The sequence below is a fragment of the Rhizobium sp. NZLR8 genome (assembly GCF_019685025.1).
Lineage (GTDB): Bacteria > Pseudomonadota > Alphaproteobacteria > Rhizobiales > Rhizobiaceae > Rhizobium.
Genome location: NZ_JABDVY010000001.1, coordinates 713,307 through 730,873, shown reverse-complemented (window position 1 = coordinate 730,873; position 17,567 = coordinate 713,307). Strand labels below are relative to the sequence as shown.

Below are 17,567 nucleotides of genomic sequence, written 5' to 3'. Positions count from 1 at the left end.
CTAGAGATGTCCAAGGCCACGCGCGCGACACAGGTTCTTTCCCAGGCAGGCGTCGCCTTCACGGTCCATGCCTATGACTACGACGCGGGCGCCGAGCGCGTCGGACTGCAGGCGGCGGAAGCCCTTGGCGAAGCGCCGCACCGGGTGCTGAAGACGTTGATGGCGGAGGTGGACGGCAGGCCGGTCTGCGTCGTCGTGCCGTCGGACCGCGAAGTCAGCATGAAGAAGCTTGCCAGCGCCTTTCACGGCAAATCGGCCAACATGATGAAGCCAACCGATGCCGAGCGGCTGACGGGCTATCATGTCGGCGGCATCAGCCCCTTCGGCCAGAAGAAATCCGTGCCGATGGCGATCGAGGAAACCGCCCTGGCCGAACCGCTCGTCTTTATCAATGGCGGCCAACGCGGACTGCAGGTGCGGCTCGATCCAAAGGATGCGTTGAAGGCCTTGAAAGCGGTCGGCGCGCCATTGATCGCCTGATCAAAGGAAACGAGCCAGTAAAGCTGTTATGGTATTTGCCTCGTTCTCGGCAAGCTTGCAGCCAATATGGGTTTCGATCGACCTGGCGTAGACCGCCCACATGCGCTCTCGCAGCTGCAGCCCGGCATCGGTGATCACGACCCAGCGGCCGCGCGCATCCTCGTCGAAGGTCTCGCGGCGGACCAAGCCCTCCCTTTCCAGCCGGTCGAACAGGCGGGAAAGATTATATTGGGCAAGCAGCGTCCGTTCTTCGATCTCATAGGGACGCAATCGCCCGCCCTTTGCCCTCGCCAGCTCCCAAAGCACGTCGTACCAGGAAAGCGTCGGCATTTTCGCCGCCTTGAAATCGGTTTCGATCGCCGCAAGCAGACGATCGCGGGCGTGCATGATGTGTATCCATGCGCTGGTCGCGGCTTCGCTCGGCGTCGGGGACTTGTCGGACATAGATGCAGTTACATTTAACTTGAACGCCGGCGCAATCGCTATTATATGCATTTGCATCTATCATCGTTATTGATATTTTCAGCCGCGGCGTGCGGCATCAGGAGAGCGCCATGAGCAAGCTTACATTGATCAGCCACCACCTCTGCCCCTATGTGCAGCGCGCCGCGATCGTGCTTCTCGAAAAGGGCGTGCCGTTCGAGCGCATCAACATCGATCTTGCCAACAAGCCGGACTGGTTCCTGAAAATCTCGCCGCTCGGCAAGGTGCCGCTGCTGCGGATCGAACAAAAGGATGGCAGCGAGGCGGTGCTGTTCGAAAGCAGCGTCATCTGCGAATATCTGGAGGAAACGCAGGTGGGAACTGCGCTGCATCCGGCCGATCCGCTGACCCGCGCCCGTCATCGCGGCTGGATGGAATTCGGCACGTCCGTGCTGTCCGATCTCTGGGGTTATGAAACGGCGCAGGATGAACTGCAGCTGGAGGCCAAGCGCAAGGCGCTCATCGCAAAATTCACGACGCTCGAGGGCGCGCTGGGCGACGGGGCCTATTTTCCCGGCAGTGGCTTCAGCCTCGTCGACGCCGTCTTCGCGCCTGTGTTTCGTTATTTCGATCTCTTCGACACGCTCGGCGACAGCGGCATTTTCGACGGGCTCGAGCGGGTAAAGCGCTGGCGCAAGGCGCTGTCAGAGCGCGCGAGTGTCCGAGCCGCCGTTGGCGAGGATTACCCCGAGCGACTGACGGATTTCCTCAACAAACACAACTCGATCCTGCTTAGGCAGCCTGCCGCCGCCTGAGCGCGCAAGTGGCCGGGTGTCGATCCGGCCGCTGGCAATTCGGTAGCGGCGCGCTTCATTTTCGCCGCAAACGGGTCTAAGTCTGCCAGCCTTGAGAACGTCGATGACAAAAGGCAGGTTGAACCATGACTTTCATGCCCCAGAGCCAGAACACCATTGATCCCGTCAAGCTGGAGAAGCTTGCGAAAGTTGCCGTCAAGGTCGGGCTGCAGCTGCAGAAGGGTCAGGATCTGGTGATTACCGCGCCGGTGGTGGCGCTGCCGCTCGTTCGCCTGATCACCAAACACGCCTATCAGGCCGGCGCCGGCCTGGTCACCGCCTTCTATTCCGACGAGGAAACGACGCTTTCGCGCTATCAGCATGGCAGCGACGAGAGCTTCGACCGCGCCTCCGGCTGGCTCTACGAGGGCATGGCCAAGGCCTATGCCAACGGGGCGGCCCGGCTGGCGATCGCCGGCGACAATCCTTTGCTGCTTTCCGAGCAGGATGCCGACAAGGTCGGCCGCGCCAATCGCGCCACATCAACCGCCTACAAGCCGGCGCTGGAAAAGATCTCGAATTTCGACATCAACTGGAACATCGTCTCCTATCCCAATCCATCCTGGGCCAAGGTGGTCTTCCCCGACGATCCCGAGCCGATCGCCATCGCCAAGCTCGCCAAGGCGATCTTTGCCGCCTCGCGCGTCGATGTCAGCGATCCGGTCGCCGCCTGGGCCGAGCACAATGCGAATCTCGCCAAGCGCTCCGCCTGGCTGAACGGCGAGCGCTTCGCCTCGCTGCATTTCCAGGGACCGGGCACCGACCTGATGGTCGGGCTTGCCGACGGGCATGAATGGCATGGAGGCGCGTCCACCGCCAAAAACGGCATTACCTGCAATCCCAACATCCCGACCGAGGAAGTCTTCACCACGCCGCATGCGCTACGCGTCGAAGGCCATGTTTCCAGCACCAAGCCACTTTCGCACCAGGGCACGCTGATCGACAATATCCAGGTGCGCTTCGAAGGCGGCCGCATCGTCGAGGCCAAGGCCTCGCGCGGTGAAAAGGTCTTGAACAAGGTGCTCGATACCGACGAGGGTGCGCGCCGGCTCGGCGAAGTGGCGCTGGTGCCGCATTCCTCGCCGATCTCGGCCAGCGGTATCCTGTTCTACAACACGCTGTTCGACGAGAACGCCTCGTGCCACATCGCGCTCGGCCAGTGCTATTCCAAGTGCTTCCTTGACGGCGCAACACTGAGCCAGGAGCAGATCAAGGCGCAGGGCGGCAATTCCAGCTTGATCCATATCGACTGGATGATCGGCTCTGATAAGGTCGATATCGACGGCGTCAAGCCCGATGGCTCGCGGGTTCCGGTGATGCGGCAGGGCGAATGGGCCTGACCGGCATCATTATGCGCTGACTGAGCCAGACGCTGGCAAGCACCGTGGCGAGGCCGGCGATCTGCGCCGGCGCCAGGCTCTGGCCGAGCGCCAGCCAGCCGAGTAGGGTCGCGACCAGCGGGCTCAGAAAGCCAAGCGAAGAGACTGCCGAGGGTTCGATGCGCGACAGGCCGCGAAACCACAGCAGATAGGTAAAGGCAGCGCCGATCAGGCCGAGATAGGCGATGCCGGCAATGTTTGCGAGGCTCGGTGCCGGCAGCGCCGGTTCGAGGCAAAGCGCAAAGGGCACCAGCAGGATGCCGCCTGCCGTCAATTGCCAGGCGGTGAAGGTGAGGTTCGAGACCGGCGGCGCCCAGCGCCGTGTCAGCACCGTGCCGAAGGCCATCGAGACGGCGCCGGCGAGACCGGCGGCGACCCCTACGGGATCGAGCCCCGCCGTCGGCGTCAACACCAGCAACCCGACGCCGGCCATGCCGGCAAGACCGGCCAACACGGCGAGCGGCCGGACCGGCTTGCCGAGAAAAAGCCGCGACAGCGCGATGACGATCAGCGGCTGCACCGCGCCGACCGTTGCGGCAACGCCGCCCGGCAGCCGGTAGGCGGAGACGAAGAGCATCGCCCAGAAGAACGAGAAGTTCAGCGCGCCGAGAACGAAGGTCCTTCCCCACTAGATGCCGGACGGCAGCTTTCTCACCAGCAGCAGAAGCAGCAGGCCGGCCGGCCGGCAGCGCCCGCAGCATCGCCACCGTCAGCGGATACCCCGCCGGCAGCAATGCGGTGGTGACGATGTAGGTGCTGCCCCAGATGGCGGGTGCAAGTGCGGTCATCGCAAGATCGGTGGCATAGCCAGAATTTATCTTCATCTCAAGAATCTCTATTTCAAGACAAATCCATCCTATCGGTTCTTATCTTGACGTCAAGATAATGAATGCTATCGGTGGATGATGAGCGAAGACGGCAAGATCGACCATGTCGACAAGATCCTGGCGCAATGGCGACGCGAGCGGCCGGATCTCGACGTCGAACCGATGGGCATCCTCGGGCGCCTGAAGCGCCTCGGCACCCATCTCGGCCGCGAGGTAGAGGCGGTGCTGCTGAAGCAGGGGCTTTCGTCCTCCGCCTTCGACGTGCTGGCGACGCTTCGCCGCGCCGGTGCGCCCCACCGGCTTTCGCCGGGCGAGCTCCTCGAGATGACCATGGTCAGCTCCGGCACGATGACGAACCGCATCGACCAGCTGGAAAAAGCGGGCCTCGTCGAGCGGATCCTCAATCCCGACGACCGCAGGAGCGTGCTCATCGCGCTGACGGAAAAGGGACTTGCGACGGTCGAGACCGCTGTCGACGCCCATGTCGCCAATCAGCACCGGCTGTCGAAAAACCTGAGCGCTGCCGAGAAGGCGGACCTCGACAGGCTGTTGCGGAAGCTGCTTGCGGATTTCGAGTAATTTTCGCACGCTTGCCGGTGATGATGAACACTGCGGTTATGCCATGCAGCATTCCGGGGCCTGCTTCGAAGGCTCAGAGATGGCGGCATTCGGGGAGAAATCCTGCCGCTCTTGCCGCATTGCTTCTGCAATCATATCGGCATCCTCATTGCTGATGCCGAACAGACCGAAACGGAGCTGATAACCCCAATTGGGGCCGACCTGCGTGAAGGCGAGCCGGCCGAGCAGCGGCCGGATCAAGGTTTCCTCCGCAGGCCGCCAATCGACATCCCGCCGCCAGGGCCTGAAACCGCTTTCCAACTCCACCTGGTAAGGCGCGCCATCGTGTGCCAGACCGATCGCGGTGAAAGCTTGCAGGCGGTCCTTGCCGCCAAAGACGACAGTGGGCGAGTAGTAGATCACACGATCCCCAGGCGTGATTCGCCTGAGGGGTGACGCCTTGCCGTGACAGACCTGCATGAAACCGGCTTGACGGCCGATGCGGACATGCTCTGCGGAAGCGACGGCGATCCAGGCATTGGCCATGGCTCAAACCGCCTCGGACACGGTATAGACCCGCAGGCGATGCCCATCGGGATCGGCCGCGACGAAGCTTCGGCCGAAGTCAAGATCGGTCGGCGCCATGACGATTTTGGCGCCCTTGGCCTGCCAATCGGCATGGGTCGCATCGACCTTGCCGGCCGTGGAAACCTTGAACCCTATCTCGCTGCCGCCGCCGGCTGCCGCCGGCGAGGGCTCCACACCGGCTTTGCCCCAGAGACCGAGCCCCAGGCCGGACGGCAAGATAAACATGGCGAAGGTTGCACTTGTCTCTACGGGCTCCTGCCCAAGCAGCGTGGTGTAGAAGCGGGCGCTGGTCGGGGCGTCGGTCACGTAGAGAAGAATGCTGTTTTTGTCGGTCATAAGGATCTCCTGTCGATGGTTGGACGTTATGACCTTATGAAATGATACTGCCAGAAACTGGCAGTATCATTTGTCTCCTTGCGATATTCCCTGACCCTCCCGCCACTGTTTCAGCAGTGCCTGCCTGCGCTTGGGATAGCGGGCGTCGAGCGCTTCCGCATGGGCAATTCGATCCGTGCGAAAAGAACGGAAATCCTGGCGGAGTTCGCACCAGCCGAGGAGCACACGCACCTGATCGAAAAAGGCCAGCGCAAACGGCCATACCACACGCTCCGACCCGACGCCGGCTCCATCGCGATAGGACAGGGAAAGCTTGCGTTCGGTGCGGATCGCCTTGCGCAGAAGGGCCGGATCGACGGAGTCGACAGGAATGCCGACGCCAGGTCCCACCAGAAGCGCAGAGGCGTCCAGCTCGTCACGCAGCTCGGTCGGCAACACGGCGGCGATCCGTGCCAGCGCATTTCGCGCCGCATCGCGCAGATGACCGTCGGCTCTGTCCGCCACCCACCGGGAGCCGAGCACAAGCGCTTCTATCTCTTCCGGCGGAAACATCAGCGGCGGCAGGAGAAATCCCGGTTTCAAGACATAACCAACGCCCGGCTCACCCTCGATCGCGGCGCCCTGGGCCTGAAGGCTGGCGATATCGCGATAAAGGGTGCGGATACTGACGCCGATTTCGTCGGCCAGCACCACGCCACTCACCGGCCGACGGTGGCGGCGCAGCACCTGGAGAAGATCGAGGAGGCGTTCTGAACGGGACATGCAGACAAACTATACATTCTTGCCACTGCCAGATAGTGGCAGGATCAGACTGCGCGTTTTGCTCAAATTGCTAGAAAAGACTTCCCTGCTTCGATGGATCGCCGGCTTCCGGCTTGGCAGGCCGCCTCTTCAGCGAGGTTGGCGGCATGCCGCCTTCGGTGGTCACCGCGCCGATGCGGCCGTCGGAAAATTCGATCGAGACCGCCGCACCTGCCGAAAGAGCTGTGGCCCCGGAGACCGGCCTGTCCTCGTCGTCGCGGATCACCGCGTAACCGCGCTTCAGCACATTCTTGTAGGAGAGCGACTGCAGCACGCGGTCCTGCGCCGCAAGCGCGGCTTTTGCCCGAATCAGCCGATGGGATGTCGCGGTATCGGCGTGCCTGACGAGATTGGCGAGATGGTCGCGGGCGCGGCCGGTCTGCGCCTGCAGGCGGGCGGGCAGTGTGGCGAAGACCGCCTCGGCACGGTCGACCCGCGATTTCGAACGGTCGATCAGCCGCTCGACCATGCGCTCGGCCCGCCCGATCCGCTCGTTCAGCGTCTGGCGGCGCTCGGCGATGCGGCCGGAGAGCAGATCAGGGCGCAAATGCGCGGCCACGCGCTCGAAGCCGCGACGCTTGTTGATGGTGTTGAGCTCCAGCCCGCGGCCGAGGCCGGCCGCCGCCTCGTCGAAACGCCGGCGCGGCAAGGCGAGAAGCTGATCGAGCGACGGCAATGCCCGCATCAGCGCCCGGACGGACTGGCGACGCTGATCCATCTGCCGGTTCATGCAGCCCTGCAGCCGCGCGGCAAGGGCGGCGGCCTGGGCCTCGAGCTCCGCCTTGACCGGCACCGCCATTTCCGCAGCCCCTGTCGGCGTCGGCGCACGGACATCGGCGGCATAGTCGATCAGCGTCCAGTCGGTCTCATGACCGACGGCCGAGATCAGCGGGATCCGGCTTTCGGCCGCAGCACGCACGACGATTTCGTCGTTAAAGCTCCAGAGATCTTCGAGGCTGCCGCCGCCGCGCGCGACGATCAGCACGTCGGGGCGGGGAATGGCGCCGGCCGGCTCCAGCGCGTTGAAGCCGCGAATGGCGTTCGCCACCTCCTCGCCGGACCCCTCGCCCTGAACCTTCACCGGCCAGACGAGGACATGCACGGGAAAACGATCGGAGATGCGGTGAAGAATATCGCGGATTACCGCACCGGTCGGCGAGGTGACGACGCCGATCACCCTTGGCATGAAGGGCAGCCGCTTCTTGCGGGCGGCATCGAACAGGCCCTCGGCGCCAAGCTTGCGCTTGCGCTCCTCGATCAGCGCCATCAGCGCGCCGGCGCCGGCCGGTTCCAGCGTCTCGATGACGATCTGATATTTCGAAGAGCCGGGAAAGGTGGTGACCTTGCCGGTGGCAATGACCTCCATGCCTTCTTCCGGGCGGAATTTCAGCCGCGAGAAGGTGCCCTTCCAGATGACGGCATCGATGCGGGCACGGTCGTCCTTCAGCGCGAAATAGGCATGGCCGGAGGAGTGTGGGCCACGATAGCCGGAGATCTCGCCGCGCACGCGGACCTGGTCGAAGGCGGTTTCGACGGTGCGCTTGATCGAGCCGGAAAGCTCCGAAACCGAATATTCGGCAAGGTTGGTCGGCGAATCGCTGTCGAAGACGTTGCTCATCCCTTCTTTCTATGTCCATCGGCGGCAAACTGGAAGGTCGCGGTCATCGCCGAGATCTGTTTTCCGGGATGTCGAGGTCGTTGGCGGCGGGCGCACGCTACGCCACGCATGCTCACCATGCGGCCGTGGCAGCTTGGCGGATGAACAACGAAATCGGGTAAATCCGTTTGGTTGCGGAACGTATAGTTAGAATGCGCGTTATAGACGAAAGGAGTTGCTAACCACCGCAATACAAAGGCTTTTCGGCGGTGGCCGCCGGTAAATCTTTGTTAGTTGGCGCTTCCTATGCTTCCCCTCGTTATCTCTGGGAAGGTGCTGAAATGATTATTCTCACAGCAGCAGCATTGGGCATTAGCGCCGGGCAAACCCGCTCGGCTGCCGCAATCGCGCTGGTCGCCGCTCTGATAGGAATAACGTTCGCGGCGGCGGCGATAACCTCGCCCGGACCAGTGTCGATCCTGGCGTTCGTCTATGCCGTGCTCGGCTTTAATGGCGGCCTCATGCTCTTCGTTCTCGGGCTCTTTGCCAATGCGCGTCGTCGTCGCGCGACACGTGTTTCCCACTAAATTTTTTACCGAAAGCTGCCGGCGTCAGTTCGCCACCGGCCGATAGCGAAAGAACTGAACGCCCACCTCCGCTGCCTTCGGAAGCGGCTCCAGATAGGGCGGGATATTGCCCTTGCCGAGCTCAGCATAAAGGCCATCCGGTTTCAGCTTGGCAATCTCGCGCGTCTGCGGGTCATTGGGGCAGAAGCCAACCACCGTCACCCCTGTCCCCTTCAGGAAGGCCTCCGCCTCCTGCGGCTCCGCCAGGCCGATATGCAGTTCCGTCAGCATGCCGCCCTGATTGCGATGATATGGCGCCGAAAGAACCCGGTTTTTCGTAAAGCGAAGGATCGGAACGCCCATCTGCGACGGTGCGGAGATCAGCCCGTCCGGAAGCCCGGCAAGCGGCGCCAGTGCCTCTTTCGAGGTGCAGGAAAGCACCTTTGCCGCCGCCGCCTTCTTCTGCGCGCCATTGTCCATCTGCAGCGAGACAAGTCCGCCGGCGACCGCCCAGGCCGCCGGGACGCTCGCGAGCACCGTCACGATATAGACGAAGGCCGCGGCAACATTGTCGCTGTCGCTGTTGGAGATCCGCCTGATATCGATGATCAGCAGCGCAAGTGGCAGAATGGAGAGCAGGTTCGAGAACGTCGCGCCGCGCACCTGGATCAACGCGATCGCCCAGCTGGTGGCGAGCAGGAAGAGCAGCACCAGATGGATCTGCATACGGTCGCGCCGAACGATGCGGAAGATACAGACGGCCATGCCGAACAGGCCGGCCGCATAGAAGGCCCCGATCGAGAACGGATCGGTGCGCGCGAGCACCAAGGCCGACTGCGCTTCCGACACGTTCCTCAGCCAGAGTTCGACCAGCATCGGATCGAGACCGGCCAGCGGGTCGCTCAGGCATTGCGGCGCAATCACCATCGCCGAACCGAGAACGCCGGCACCGACGAGGCCAAGCGCGGCAAAGCGCAGGGAGCGACGCAGGCCGCTCGCAAAGACTGCCGAAAACAGCATCAGCCCGCCGCCGATCGCCGCCAGGCTGTAATAACCGAGCGAGAGATTGTCGCAGGTAACCATCGAATAGAGCCGGGGCGGCACCGTTGCGACAAAGAGCATGCTGATGGCAATCGCCAGCGCCAGGCCGAAGGCCCCTGCGGCAACCGCGAAATTCTGCCCCTCCCATGCCCAGAGTAAAGCGACGGTCAGGCAGACGGCGGCGACGAAAGGCGTCGTCTCGGCGCCGATGGCGATGGCGACCGCTGCGGCGATGCCGGCGACCGCATAGCTCCAGCCGCGGCGTTCCGGATCCAGAAGCATCGCGACCATCGTCGCGACAAGTCCCAGCTGCGCATTGTGATGATCGATGGCTCCAGGCGCGAAACGGCTGCCGGTGTAAATCGCAAGGCCGGTCATGGCGAGACTGAGATGCATGCCGGCAACTCCGCCGATACGCCGCCCGGCGACGGCCATGGAGAGCATGGCGGGCAGGACGAGCGATACCGGCCAGACGGCGAGCGCCAGCGCCTCAGCGGTCTCGTGGGGCGTAAACAGGCCGAAGAACCAGATCAGCGAAGCTATCGGCAGATCGATCAGCCTCGACCAGTGCATCAGCGTGCCGCCCTCGAGGCCGAGGCGGTATTGCATTAGATCGAACCAGCCCTGCCCGGCGAGAAGATCGCGAACCTCGATGAGACGCATTCCGTCGTCATTATCGGGACCGACGTAATCAGTAGCGGTGGATAGCTTGGTGACAAGGAGGATAGCGGCGAGGATGACGCTATAGATAATGACGGTTGGCCAGAGGCGCATCAGCAACCTGCTCAGCCCTCCCCTTGGAGCAGTGGTCACGGAGGAGGCATTGGCGATCGGCTGCACAGCGTTCATCGTGGTTAGCGCTTCGTTTCAGATGGCCGAAGCTTAGCGATCGCCGATCAAGAAAGTGTAAAGCCGTTTGCGGAAGTGCCGATTTTGCCTGCGTCATAGGGTCTTATTAACGGCGGGTGATTTAGGCTGAGTGCGGCTTTCAGTGTAACGAGTAGAGTCATGGCCCGATCGCGTACCGATAATCCCAATATTGCCGTCCTGCTTCCCTGTTATAATGAAGCCGCGACGATCGGCGCGGTCGTGCGGGGTTTCCGCGCGACGCTGCCGGATGCTGCGATCCACGTCTACGACAATAATTCCACCGACGGCACCGCGCTGCAGGCGATGCTTGCCGGCGCGCATGTCGTGCGCGAGCGACGCCAAGGCAAGGGCCACGTCGTACGCCGCATGTTCGCCGACATCGACGCCGATATCTACATCATCGCCGACGGCGACGGCACTTACGCGCCTAGCGATGCCGAAGAGCTGGTGCGCACACTGCTGACCGAGCGCGCCGACATGGTTGTGGGAACCCGGCGCGGCGTTCGTGCCGATGCCGGCCGTCAAGGCCATGCGCTCGGCAACCGGCTTTTCAACCTGCTCTACCGGACGATCTTCGGCCCCGACTTCACCGATATCTTTTCCGGCTACCGCGCTTTCTCGCGCCGCTTCGTCAAGAGCTTCCCAGCGGTATCGGGCGGCTTCGAAATCGAAACCGAGATGTCCGTGCATGCCTCGCGGCTGAAGCTTCCGGTCAGCGAACTCGAACTCGACTATGGCCGCCGGCCGGAAGGCTCGCACTCGAAGCTTTCGACATTTCGCGACGGCGCCAAGATCCTCTGGATGTTCGCGATGCTGATGAAGGAAACCCGGCCCTTCGCCTTCTTCAGCGCGATCAGTGCCATCTTCATGCTGACGAGCCTCGGCTTCATGGCGCCGGTGCTGGCGGAATATTTCCAGACGGGTCTCGTCAGCCGCATGCCGACCTGGGTGCTGTCGACAGCGCTGATGATGATCTCCTTCATGCTTTTTACCGCCGGCGTCATCCTGGATTCGGTTGCCCGCGCCCGCGCCGAACAGCTTCGTATCCATTATATGAGCCTGGAAACGCCGAGCGCCGTCAAAGCGCCGCTCGGCGAAGCAGGGCCGGTATCGCGCGCCCGCCCCCGCAAGGCGGATGCGGCATGAGAAAGCTCATCCGTTTCGCGATCGCGGGCGGCATCGGCTTCCTCGTCGATGCCGGCGTGCTGTCGGCGCTGCTGCATCTGACGCCGCTCGGGCCGTTTCTGGCGCGGCTCGTGGCGATCGCGGCTGCAATGGCGGTGACCTGGATTTTCAATCGGAGCTTCACCTTCGACCGGTCCAGCCGGTCGCTGGCCGCCGAAGGCTTCCGCTATGGCTCGGTCGGGGTAACGGCAGCGCTCGTCAATTACGGGCTTTATTCCGCACTTCTGCTTTCGCTGCCGGCACTTCAGCCGCTTGCGGCCATGGTGGTCGCCAGCATCGCCTCGATGGTCTTCAGCTTCTTCGGCTATTCGCGCTTCGTCTTCCGCGCCGAATGATTAGAGCGCCGCGCGTCACTGGACGCGCAAAGGACGCTCTAACACTTTAAATTGGCGCATAATCGCTTCCGATTTTCGGAAAGGATTATGCGCTAGACGGCTTCCCAGCCGTCTTTCTCGCTGGCGCGGTAGATCGCGTCGATCACCTTTTGGTTCAATTTCGAATTTTCGAGCGTGACGATCTCCTCCTTGCCACCTTTCACCGCCCGGGCGAAGGCTTCGACCTGCCGCTTGTATTGACGGCTGTCCTGGAAGCGGAAGATGCGTGATTCATTGTGGCTGCGATCGGCAAGCTCGATTTCCTCAGGCCCCCAGCGATTGGCGTTGAACGGCGACTTGACCTCGATGTAACCTTCGGTGCCGTGGAAGACCATGACCTGACGGTTGGCCATCTGCGTCGAGATATAGAAGCTCAGCTCGAAATCGCCGAAATCGGCCTTGACGCTCGAATAGATATCGGTGCCGAAATCCGGATCACGCTCGGTGATCGCCTGGATCCAGAGCGGCTCCTTGCCGGTGGAAAAACGCGTGCCCATCACGGGATAGACACCGATATCGGGAAGGCCGCCGCCGCCGAGTTCGGGAACGTTGCGCATGTTGGCGGGATCGCGGTTGAAATAGGTGAAGGCGCCCTGCACATGCCGGAGCGTACCGATCGCGCCCTCGTCGATCAACGCGCGCACCTTCTGCCAGACCGGCGAATAGGTGATCATATAGGCTTCGGTGACCACCACCCGGTTGCGGTCGCGGGCGGCAATCAGATCGTCGATGTCATCGGCCTTCAGCGCTAGGGGCTTTTCGCAAAGCACGTGTTTGCCGGCATCGGCTGATTTGATCGACCATTCGATATGCTGCGAGGTAGGCAGCGGGATATAGACGGCGTCGATGAGGTCGGAGGCCAGCATCTCCTCGTAGGAGCCGAAGGCATGCGGCACGGAGAAGCGGTCGGCCATCTCCCTTGCACGCGTGAGATCACGGCTGGCAATCGCCGTGACGACGCAATTTTCCGCGTCCTGGATTGCCGGAACGACATTGTCACGGCCGATCTTCGCCGTTGAAATGATACCAAAACGCAGCATGATCCAAACCTCCCAAACAGATTTCCGCGAACCATATTCAGGCCTTAGCCACGGCGCAATGGTGCGGGCTGAAATCACGGAAGTTTGCCTTCCCGGATGCCCGGAATGCGCTAGGTTGCTGCAAGGCGGCGTTCTGCCGTGTCCACGATTTCAAACACATCACCATATTGGAGAGCGTCATGGAAATGCGCCGGCTTGGAAAAACGGGTCTTTCGGTCGCGCCGATCGTCATCGGCGGCAATGTCTTCGGCTGGACGGCCGACGAGAAAGCATCCTTCGCCATTCTCGACGCCTTCTTCGACGCTGGCCTGAACACGATCGATACGGCGGATGTCTATTCCGCATGGGTCCCGGGCAACAAGGGCGGCGATTCCGAGGAGATCATCGGGCGCTGGCTGAAGCAGGCCAAGGTTTCCCGCGACCAGGCGGTCATCGTTACCAAGGTCGGCTCGGACATGGGGCAGGGAAAGACACTGAAGGAGAGCTATATCCTCAAGGCGGTCGAGGATTCGCTGCGCCGGCTGCAGACTGACTATATCGACCTCTATCTGTCGCACTGGCCGGATGCCGATACGCCGCACGAGGAAACACTCGGCGCCTATGCCAAGCTGAAGCAGCAGGGCAAGATCCGCGCCATCGGCTGCTCGAACTATGATGCGACGCTGCTGCAGGCCTCCTTCGACGCTGCCGAAAAGGCCGGCCTGCCCCGTTACGATGTGGTGCAGCCGGAATATAATCTTTATGAGCGCGCAAGCTTCGAGGGGCCGCTCGCCGATCTCTGCGTTGAAGAGGACATCGGCGTCATCACCTATTTCAGCCTGGCTGCCGGCTTCCTCACCGGCAAATACCGCAGCAAGGCCGATACGCAGGGCCGCGCCCGCGAGGGCCGGGTTTCGACCTATTTCGACGACAAGGGTCTGCGCATTCTTGCCGCGCTCGACACGGTTTCTGCCGAGACCGGCGCCAAGCCCGCCGAAATTTCGCTCGCCTGGCTGCTGCGCAAGAAAGGCGTGACGGCGCCGATCGCCAGCGCCAGCAGCCTTTCGCAGCTTGAAAGCCTGGCGAAATCGGCGACACTTCAGCTTTCCGATGACGCAATGGCCCTGCTCGATCAAGCCGGGAACTGAAAGAAAGAGCCCATGACCGTGACGATCCGCGATGCCCGCGCCGAGGACGAGAGCCGCTGGCGCGAACTTTGGGCGGCCTACCTCGCCTTTTACGAAGTCACGGTCGATGCCGATATCACCGATTCCACTTGGCGCCGGGTTTTCGATCCGGCGTCGGCGATCGCCATGCGGGTCGCCGAGGTCGATGGCAGGATCATGGGCTTTGCGCTCTATCTCACCCATGAGGGCACATGGATCCGCGGCAGGGACTGCTATCTCGAAGACCTGTTTGTCGATCGCGATGCACGCGGCAAAGGGGTCGGGCGGGCGCTGATGGACGACCTCGTCGCCACCTGCAAGGCCAAGGGCTGGTCGCGGCTCTATTGGCATACGAGCGAACAGAACAAGACGGCCCGGGCGCTCTACGACAGCTATGTCGAGAGCGACGGCCATATCCGCTACCGCATCAGCTTTTGAGTCTGGGAAAACCTTAGTAGAAAGCGGCGTGATCGCCCTCCCAGTTCGCCATGCCCGGTTTGGTCGGGATGCCGCGCGGGCTGATATAACTCTGGATGGTAGCGTCGCCTTGGGTAAAGGATGCCCACGATGGGCCCGCTTCATGCGGCGACGCTACCCCTCGGTGGCTAAAGCGCGTCGCATGTAACTTGATTCATTCGACGCGCTTTAGCTCTTTGTTTTTATGCATGTCGTTTTCCGGGAACCGCTGCACACTTCCCGGCGACATGCATTAGTGAGCGGTGTAGGCCCCGTCGACCATATGACAGCTTCCAGTAATGAAGCTTGCCTGTTCCGAAAGGAGAAAACATACGAGAGCCGCCACTTCATCGGGCGATCCACGCCGGCCCATTGGCTGCAACGAGTTCAATCTCCGAGTGCTTGTCACAGGCTCACACAGAATCGGCGTTTCGATCCAGCCGGGGGCAACTGCATTGATCCGAATACCCATACGCGCGTACTCGATCGCAGCGGCCTTCGTGAGGCCGATGACCCCGTGCTTAGCCGCGGTATAGGCCGATGCCAGTGGCAATGCAACGGAACCGAGAATGGAGGACATGTTTACGATGGCCCCGCCTACGCCGGCTTGCAGCATGGCGGCAATCTCATATTTCATGCAATAGAATGTACCGTCCAGATTGACGCTCATCAACTTGCGCCATTGGTCGAGCGGGTAATCCGCGGTAGCGGTCCGGACGCCAGTCAGCCCTGCATTGTTCACCGCTAGGTGGAGGCCACCACATTTCTGGACGGCAAACTCAACCAACCGCTCGACCGCATCGGCGATGGTGACATCGACGGCGAAATCGACAGCCTTCCCTCCCTGCGTCCGTATATCAGTAGCAACGCGGTCGGCACTATCGGCATCAATATCCGCGACGATGACCTCTGCCCCCTCAAGAGCAAGTTGTCGCGAAATCGCAGCGCCAATCCCCGACCCCCCACCTGTCACAATCGCAACTTTTCCGTCGAAGCCAAGCTCCATTCCCGCCCCCCAGTTTTACTCGATCCTAATCGAACAGAGGCGGGTCGTGCATGCAAGAATTTTAAACAAATCCTCATCTAACAACCACTCATTGAAGGTGCCGATCGGTGGACCACAACGACTCTGCCTGCCGTCGACCCCAAAACTCCGCAGGAAAATGCCCGGCATTTGACGGAGATCATAGCATGCGAGTTCCCCGTTTTCCGTTGCTCTATAAGCACTGATGCAAGAGCGTTTGCCAAAAAGCGCGGCGATGTTAAATACAAGGGTGGGCTGATCAATCGCGTTGGCAGATGAAAATGGACGAAAGTCACGTTACGCGCCGGGGAATTCTTCTGGGAAGTCTGGCTCTGATAATGTCCGGATGTACTACCGAGGACGGGCCGCCATTTGGGTATTACGCCCTTGGGCGGAACCCGGATCGTGATACCCGCTACCGGCGGCAAACAGTGAGCTATAGTGGTGATGAGCCGCCCGGCACCATCGTCGTCGATACCGCCAGCCGATATCTCTATTTCGTCGAGGCGGGAGGTCAGGCAACACGCTACGGCGTCGCGGTTGGACAGGAAGGATTGAGTTTCAAGGGCCAAGCCACGGTAGGTCGCAAGGCAGAATGGCCGTCGTGGACACCGACCGCCGACATGATCGCGCGTAAGCCGCGCCTCGGCCAATACGCTGAAGGCGTCCCAGGCGGACCAGGAAATCCGTTAGGTGCGGCCGCCCTCTATCTCTATCAGGACGGAAAAGACACCCTGTTTCGTCTACATGGAACGAACGCGCCGTGGTCGATTGGTCAGGCAGTGTCGAACGGATGCGTCCGACTCACCAACCCCAACATTGTGGATCTCTATGGGCGCACCCATGTGGGAACCAGAGTCCTAGTGATCTAGCGGCGGCATTCCTCGCTCGAATCGGCAGGCAGCCGACCCATTTTCCCGCTGCGCAGGCAGCAAAAGCCTAGGATGCGCTCAGATTGTGTTCTTTCTGCACTAGCCTTTACGTAAGTTGACGCTACTATTATCGACGTTGCCTACGATAAGTGATGCCGATTCTAAGGAGAGGACTTCTTGATGAGCAGAATTCTAATCGTGATCATCTCTGTGCTTGCTGTTGCCAATCTCACCGCCTGCGGAATGATTGGCAAAGGAAAAGGCAAGGCACCGCCACCGGCTGCTGCTCAAGTATATAAGTAGCGACCATCCCTCGATTTGTGACGAGGGTCGAGTTCGGTCCTCCTCACAACTTAAGTCGCCAGCACCGGGCTATCCCCGGAGCCGCGTTCATATGAGCATTCACCCCCCGTGCGAACCGAGGCAGGTGAGAGGAGTGCATTGATGACGCTTGCAAGAGGTTGTCTGCCGCTTGTAATCCTGATGGCGATTGCCGTCGTGTCATGCCAGACCAAAGACAAAGCCCAGCAGCCGCGTTTCACGTCCGATGCCAATGGCCGAACAACCATCTCGGCCAACGAAAATTCAAATCGGTATTTCCTCGAGTTCCGTTCGCGATATGCGCTCAGCTATGGACACACCTATGTTGTCTTTGGGCGCACGGACAAGAACGGAAACATGGTTGATCCGCAGGTCGCCGGCCTCGCCCCGGCCTCGACCGATCCCGGAGCCTACGTCTTGGGCCATTTCGTGCCGGTTTCAGCAACAACCGGAGCGACCGACGGTGATCTGGAAGAGGCGTACCGGTCGGCAAGCTGGAGAGTCATGCTATCGGACGGCGAGTACGAAGACGCTGTTCGCTTCATCCGCAAACAACAGGCAAGTTCCCGTCTCTGGGAAGCAACGGTCTACAACTGCAATGCATTCGTGGCGGACATTGCACGTCACATGGGATACAAGGCGCCCGGCATTTGGCTGAGGCCGCAACAATTCATTACGAAGCTTCGCGAGATGAATACCGGTTGAGGGCATATTGGATTTGACCAAGAAGCTAAAGCGTGTCGCGATCTTTCAGAGTCGCTTGTCACGCTTTAGGTCTTTGTTTTTACCATGTCTTTATCGCAAAACCGCGGCACACTTTTGCGAGACAT

General features: G+C 61.3%; 20 protein-coding genes and 1 pseudogene. 12 read left to right on the top strand and 9 right to left on the bottom strand.

Annotation, left to right across the window (positions count from 1 at the left end; genetic code table 11):
* The first annotated feature begins 6 nt into the window (after window positions 1–6).
* Window positions 7–480, top strand: a complete 474-nt coding sequence (gene ybaK, locus HJB89_RS03540) for a Cys-tRNA(Pro) deacylase (protein WP_221148939.1) — start codon at window positions 7–9, stop codon at window positions 478–480.
* On the opposite strand, the gene HJB89_RS03535 is transcribed toward ybaK, so the two are convergent.
* Window positions 481–924, bottom strand: coding sequence for a MarR family winged helix-turn-helix transcriptional regulator (locus tag HJB89_RS03535; RefSeq protein ID WP_221148937.1), 444 nt, complete (start codon window positions 922–924; stop codon window positions 481–483).
* Between the two features lie 110 nt (window positions 925–1,034).
* Between HJB89_RS03535 and HJB89_RS03530 the strand changes: the two genes are divergently transcribed.
* Together HJB89_RS03530 and HJB89_RS03525 are read left to right on the top strand one after the other, a co-directional pair.
* The gene (locus tag HJB89_RS03530; protein WP_221140689.1) at window positions 1,035–1,718 is read left to right on the top strand and encodes a glutathione S-transferase family protein; all 684 of its coding nucleotides are present in this window, start codon (window positions 1,035–1,037) and stop codon (window positions 1,716–1,718) included.
* Between the two features lie 125 nt (window positions 1,719–1,843).
* On the top strand, window positions 1,844–3,097 hold the full coding sequence (locus HJB89_RS03525) for an aminopeptidase (protein ID WP_221132387.1): 1,254 nt from the start codon (window positions 1,844–1,846) through the stop codon (window positions 3,095–3,097).
* Here the strand turns inward: HJB89_RS03525 and HJB89_RS03520 are convergent.
* Window positions 3,045–3,960: pseudogene (locus HJB89_RS03520) on the bottom strand (EamA family transporter). The gene HJB89_RS03525 and the pseudogene HJB89_RS03520 overlap by 53 nt on opposite strands.
* An 81-nt stretch (window positions 3,961–4,041) precedes the next feature.
* On the opposite strand from HJB89_RS03520, the gene HJB89_RS03515 reads away from it, so the two are divergent.
* On the top strand, window positions 4,042–4,542 hold the full coding sequence (locus tag HJB89_RS03515; RefSeq protein ID WP_207584238.1) for a MarR family winged helix-turn-helix transcriptional regulator: 501 nt from the start codon (window positions 4,042–4,044) through the stop codon (window positions 4,540–4,542).
* A 36-nt stretch (window positions 4,543–4,578) separates the two neighbouring features.
* Here HJB89_RS03515 and HJB89_RS03510 read toward each other — a convergent pair whose 3' ends face one another.
* The 4 genes from HJB89_RS03510 to xseA all read right to left on the bottom strand — a co-directional run bounded on the left by HJB89_RS03510 (window position 4,579) and on the right by xseA (window position 7,864).
* Window positions 4,579–5,067, bottom strand: a complete 489-nt coding sequence (locus HJB89_RS03510) for an EVE domain-containing protein (RefSeq protein ID WP_221132386.1) — start codon at window positions 5,065–5,067, stop codon at window positions 4,579–4,581.
* Window positions 5,068–5,070: 3 nt separating this feature from the next.
* Complete coding sequence (locus tag HJB89_RS03505; RefSeq protein ID WP_221148935.1) at window positions 5,071–5,445, bottom strand: VOC family protein; 375 nt, start codon at window positions 5,443–5,445, stop codon at window positions 5,071–5,073.
* A 66-nt stretch (window positions 5,446–5,511) separates the two neighbouring features.
* The gene (locus tag HJB89_RS03500) at window positions 5,512–6,207 is read right to left on the bottom strand and encodes a YafY family protein (RefSeq protein WP_207582558.1); all 696 of its coding nucleotides are present in this window, start codon (window positions 6,205–6,207) and stop codon (window positions 5,512–5,514) included.
* Between the two features lie 70 nt (window positions 6,208–6,277).
* Window positions 6,278–7,864, bottom strand: a complete 1,587-nt coding sequence (xseA, locus tag HJB89_RS03495) for an exodeoxyribonuclease VII large subunit (protein WP_221132385.1) — start codon at window positions 7,862–7,864, stop codon at window positions 6,278–6,280.
* Window positions 7,865–8,184: 320 nt separating this feature from the next.
* On the opposite strand from xseA, the gene HJB89_RS03490 reads away from it, so the two are divergent.
* Window positions 8,185–8,430, top strand: coding sequence for a hypothetical protein (locus HJB89_RS03490; protein ID WP_221132446.1), 246 nt, complete (start codon window positions 8,185–8,187; stop codon window positions 8,428–8,430).
* 24 nt (window positions 8,431–8,454) lie between these two features.
* On the opposite strand, the gene HJB89_RS03485 is transcribed toward HJB89_RS03490, so the two are convergent.
* Window positions 8,455–10,299: a hypothetical protein gene (locus tag HJB89_RS03485; protein WP_221140683.1), complete on the bottom strand. Its 1,845-nt coding sequence runs from the start codon at window positions 10,297–10,299 to the stop codon at window positions 8,455–8,457.
* 159 nt (window positions 10,300–10,458) lie between these two features.
* On the opposite strand from HJB89_RS03485, the gene HJB89_RS03480 reads away from it, so the two are divergent.
* Window positions 10,459–11,466 (top strand): glycosyltransferase, encoded by a 1,008-nt coding sequence (locus HJB89_RS03480; protein ID WP_221132383.1) that lies wholly within the window; start codon window positions 10,459–10,461, stop codon window positions 11,464–11,466.
* Complete coding sequence (locus HJB89_RS03475) at window positions 11,463–11,840, top strand: GtrA family protein (protein ID WP_207582554.1); 378 nt, start codon at window positions 11,463–11,465, stop codon at window positions 11,838–11,840. The genes HJB89_RS03480 and HJB89_RS03475 overlap by 4 nt, the downstream gene beginning before the upstream one ends.
* Window positions 11,841–11,932: 92 nt before the next feature.
* On the opposite strand, the gene HJB89_RS03470 is transcribed toward HJB89_RS03475, so the two are convergent.
* Complete coding sequence (locus HJB89_RS03470) at window positions 11,933–12,919, bottom strand: Gfo/Idh/MocA family protein (RefSeq protein WP_207582553.1); 987 nt, start codon at window positions 12,917–12,919, stop codon at window positions 11,933–11,935.
* A 179-nt stretch (window positions 12,920–13,098) separates the two neighbouring features.
* Here HJB89_RS03470 and HJB89_RS03465 point away from each other — a divergent pair, with 179 nt between their 5' ends.
* Together HJB89_RS03465 and HJB89_RS03460 are read left to right on the top strand one after the other, a co-directional pair.
* A complete protein-coding gene (locus tag HJB89_RS03465; RefSeq protein ID WP_221148932.1) occupies window positions 13,099–14,046 on the top strand; it encodes an aldo/keto reductase in 948 nt (315 codons plus the stop codon).
* A gap of 12 nt (window positions 14,047–14,058) precedes the next feature.
* Window positions 14,059–14,502, top strand: a complete 444-nt coding sequence (locus HJB89_RS03460; protein WP_207582551.1) for a GNAT family N-acetyltransferase — start codon at window positions 14,059–14,061, stop codon at window positions 14,500–14,502.
* A gap of 271 nt (window positions 14,503–14,773) precedes the next feature.
* Here HJB89_RS03460 and HJB89_RS03455 read toward each other — a convergent pair whose 3' ends face one another.
* The gene (locus HJB89_RS03455; RefSeq protein ID WP_207582550.1) at window positions 14,774–15,526 is read right to left on the bottom strand and encodes an SDR family NAD(P)-dependent oxidoreductase; all 753 of its coding nucleotides are present in this window, start codon (window positions 15,524–15,526) and stop codon (window positions 14,774–14,776) included.
* A 299-nt stretch (window positions 15,527–15,825) separates the two neighbouring features.
* Here HJB89_RS03455 and HJB89_RS03450 point away from each other — a divergent pair, with 299 nt between their 5' ends.
* The 3 genes from HJB89_RS03450 to HJB89_RS03440 all read left to right on the top strand — a co-directional run bounded on the left by HJB89_RS03450 (window position 15,826) and on the right by HJB89_RS03440 (window position 17,442).
* The gene (locus HJB89_RS03450) at window positions 15,826–16,416 is read left to right on the top strand and encodes a L,D-transpeptidase (protein WP_207582549.1); all 591 of its coding nucleotides are present in this window, start codon (window positions 15,826–15,828) and stop codon (window positions 16,414–16,416) included.
* A gap of 180 nt (window positions 16,417–16,596) precedes the next feature.
* Complete coding sequence (locus HJB89_RS03445; protein ID WP_207582548.1) at window positions 16,597–16,719, top strand: ABC transporter; 123 nt, start codon at window positions 16,597–16,599, stop codon at window positions 16,717–16,719.
* A gap of 141 nt (window positions 16,720–16,860) precedes the next feature.
* Window positions 16,861–17,442, top strand: coding sequence for a hypothetical protein (locus HJB89_RS03440; RefSeq protein WP_221116666.1), 582 nt, complete (start codon window positions 16,861–16,863; stop codon window positions 17,440–17,442).
* Window positions 17,443–17,567 lie beyond the last annotated feature (125 nt).

Bases quoted from the DNA above. Each gene is read 5' to 3' on its own strand.
- ybaK (WP_221148939.1), top strand. From the start codon at position 7: ATGTCCAAGGCCACGCGCGCGACACAGGTTCTTTCCCAGGCAGGCGTC.
- HJB89_RS03535 (WP_221148937.1), bottom strand. From the start codon at position 924: ATGTCCGACAAGTCCCCGACGCCGAGCGAAGCCGCGACCAGCGCATGG.
- HJB89_RS03530 (WP_221140689.1), top strand. From the start codon at position 1,035: ATGAGCAAGCTTACATTGATCAGCCACCACCTCTGCCCCTATGTGCAG.
- HJB89_RS03525 (WP_221132387.1), top strand. From the start codon at position 1,844: ATGACTTTCATGCCCCAGAGCCAGAACACCATTGATCCCGTCAAGCTG.
- HJB89_RS03515 (WP_207584238.1), top strand. From the start codon at position 4,042: ATGAGCGAAGACGGCAAGATCGACCATGTCGACAAGATCCTGGCGCAA.
- HJB89_RS03510 (WP_221132386.1), bottom strand. From the start codon at position 5,067: ATGGCCAATGCCTGGATCGCCGTCGCTTCCGCAGAGCATGTCCGCATC.
- HJB89_RS03505 (WP_221148935.1), bottom strand. From the start codon at position 5,445: ATGACCGACAAAAACAGCATTCTTCTCTACGTGACCGACGCCCCGACC.
- HJB89_RS03500 (WP_207582558.1), bottom strand. From the start codon at position 6,207: ATGTCCCGTTCAGAACGCCTCCTCGATCTTCTCCAGGTGCTGCGCCGC.
- xseA (WP_221132385.1), bottom strand. From the start codon at position 7,864: ATGAGCAACGTCTTCGACAGCGATTCGCCGACCAACCTTGCCGAATAT.
- HJB89_RS03490 (WP_221132446.1), top strand. From the start codon at position 8,185: ATGATTATTCTCACAGCAGCAGCATTGGGCATTAGCGCCGGGCAAACC.
- HJB89_RS03485 (WP_221140683.1), bottom strand. From the start codon at position 10,299: ATGAACGCTGTGCAGCCGATCGCCAATGCCTCCTCCGTGACCACTGCT.
- HJB89_RS03480 (WP_221132383.1), top strand. From the start codon at position 10,459: ATGGCCCGATCGCGTACCGATAATCCCAATATTGCCGTCCTGCTTCCC.
- HJB89_RS03475 (WP_207582554.1), top strand. From the start codon at position 11,463: ATGAGAAAGCTCATCCGTTTCGCGATCGCGGGCGGCATCGGCTTCCTC.
- HJB89_RS03470 (WP_207582553.1), bottom strand. From the start codon at position 12,919: ATGCTGCGTTTTGGTATCATTTCAACGGCGAAGATCGGCCGTGACAAT.
- HJB89_RS03465 (WP_221148932.1), top strand. From the start codon at position 13,099: ATGGAAATGCGCCGGCTTGGAAAAACGGGTCTTTCGGTCGCGCCGATC.
- HJB89_RS03460 (WP_207582551.1), top strand. From the start codon at position 14,059: ATGACCGTGACGATCCGCGATGCCCGCGCCGAGGACGAGAGCCGCTGG.
- HJB89_RS03455 (WP_207582550.1), bottom strand. From the start codon at position 15,526: ATGGAGCTTGGCTTCGACGGAAAAGTTGCGATTGTGACAGGTGGGGGG.
- HJB89_RS03450 (WP_207582549.1), top strand. From the start codon at position 15,826: ATGGACGAAAGTCACGTTACGCGCCGGGGAATTCTTCTGGGAAGTCTG.
- HJB89_RS03445 (WP_207582548.1), top strand. From the start codon at position 16,597: ATGAGCAGAATTCTAATCGTGATCATCTCTGTGCTTGCTGTTGCCAAT.
- HJB89_RS03440 (WP_221116666.1), top strand. From the start codon at position 16,861: ATGACGCTTGCAAGAGGTTGTCTGCCGCTTGTAATCCTGATGGCGATT.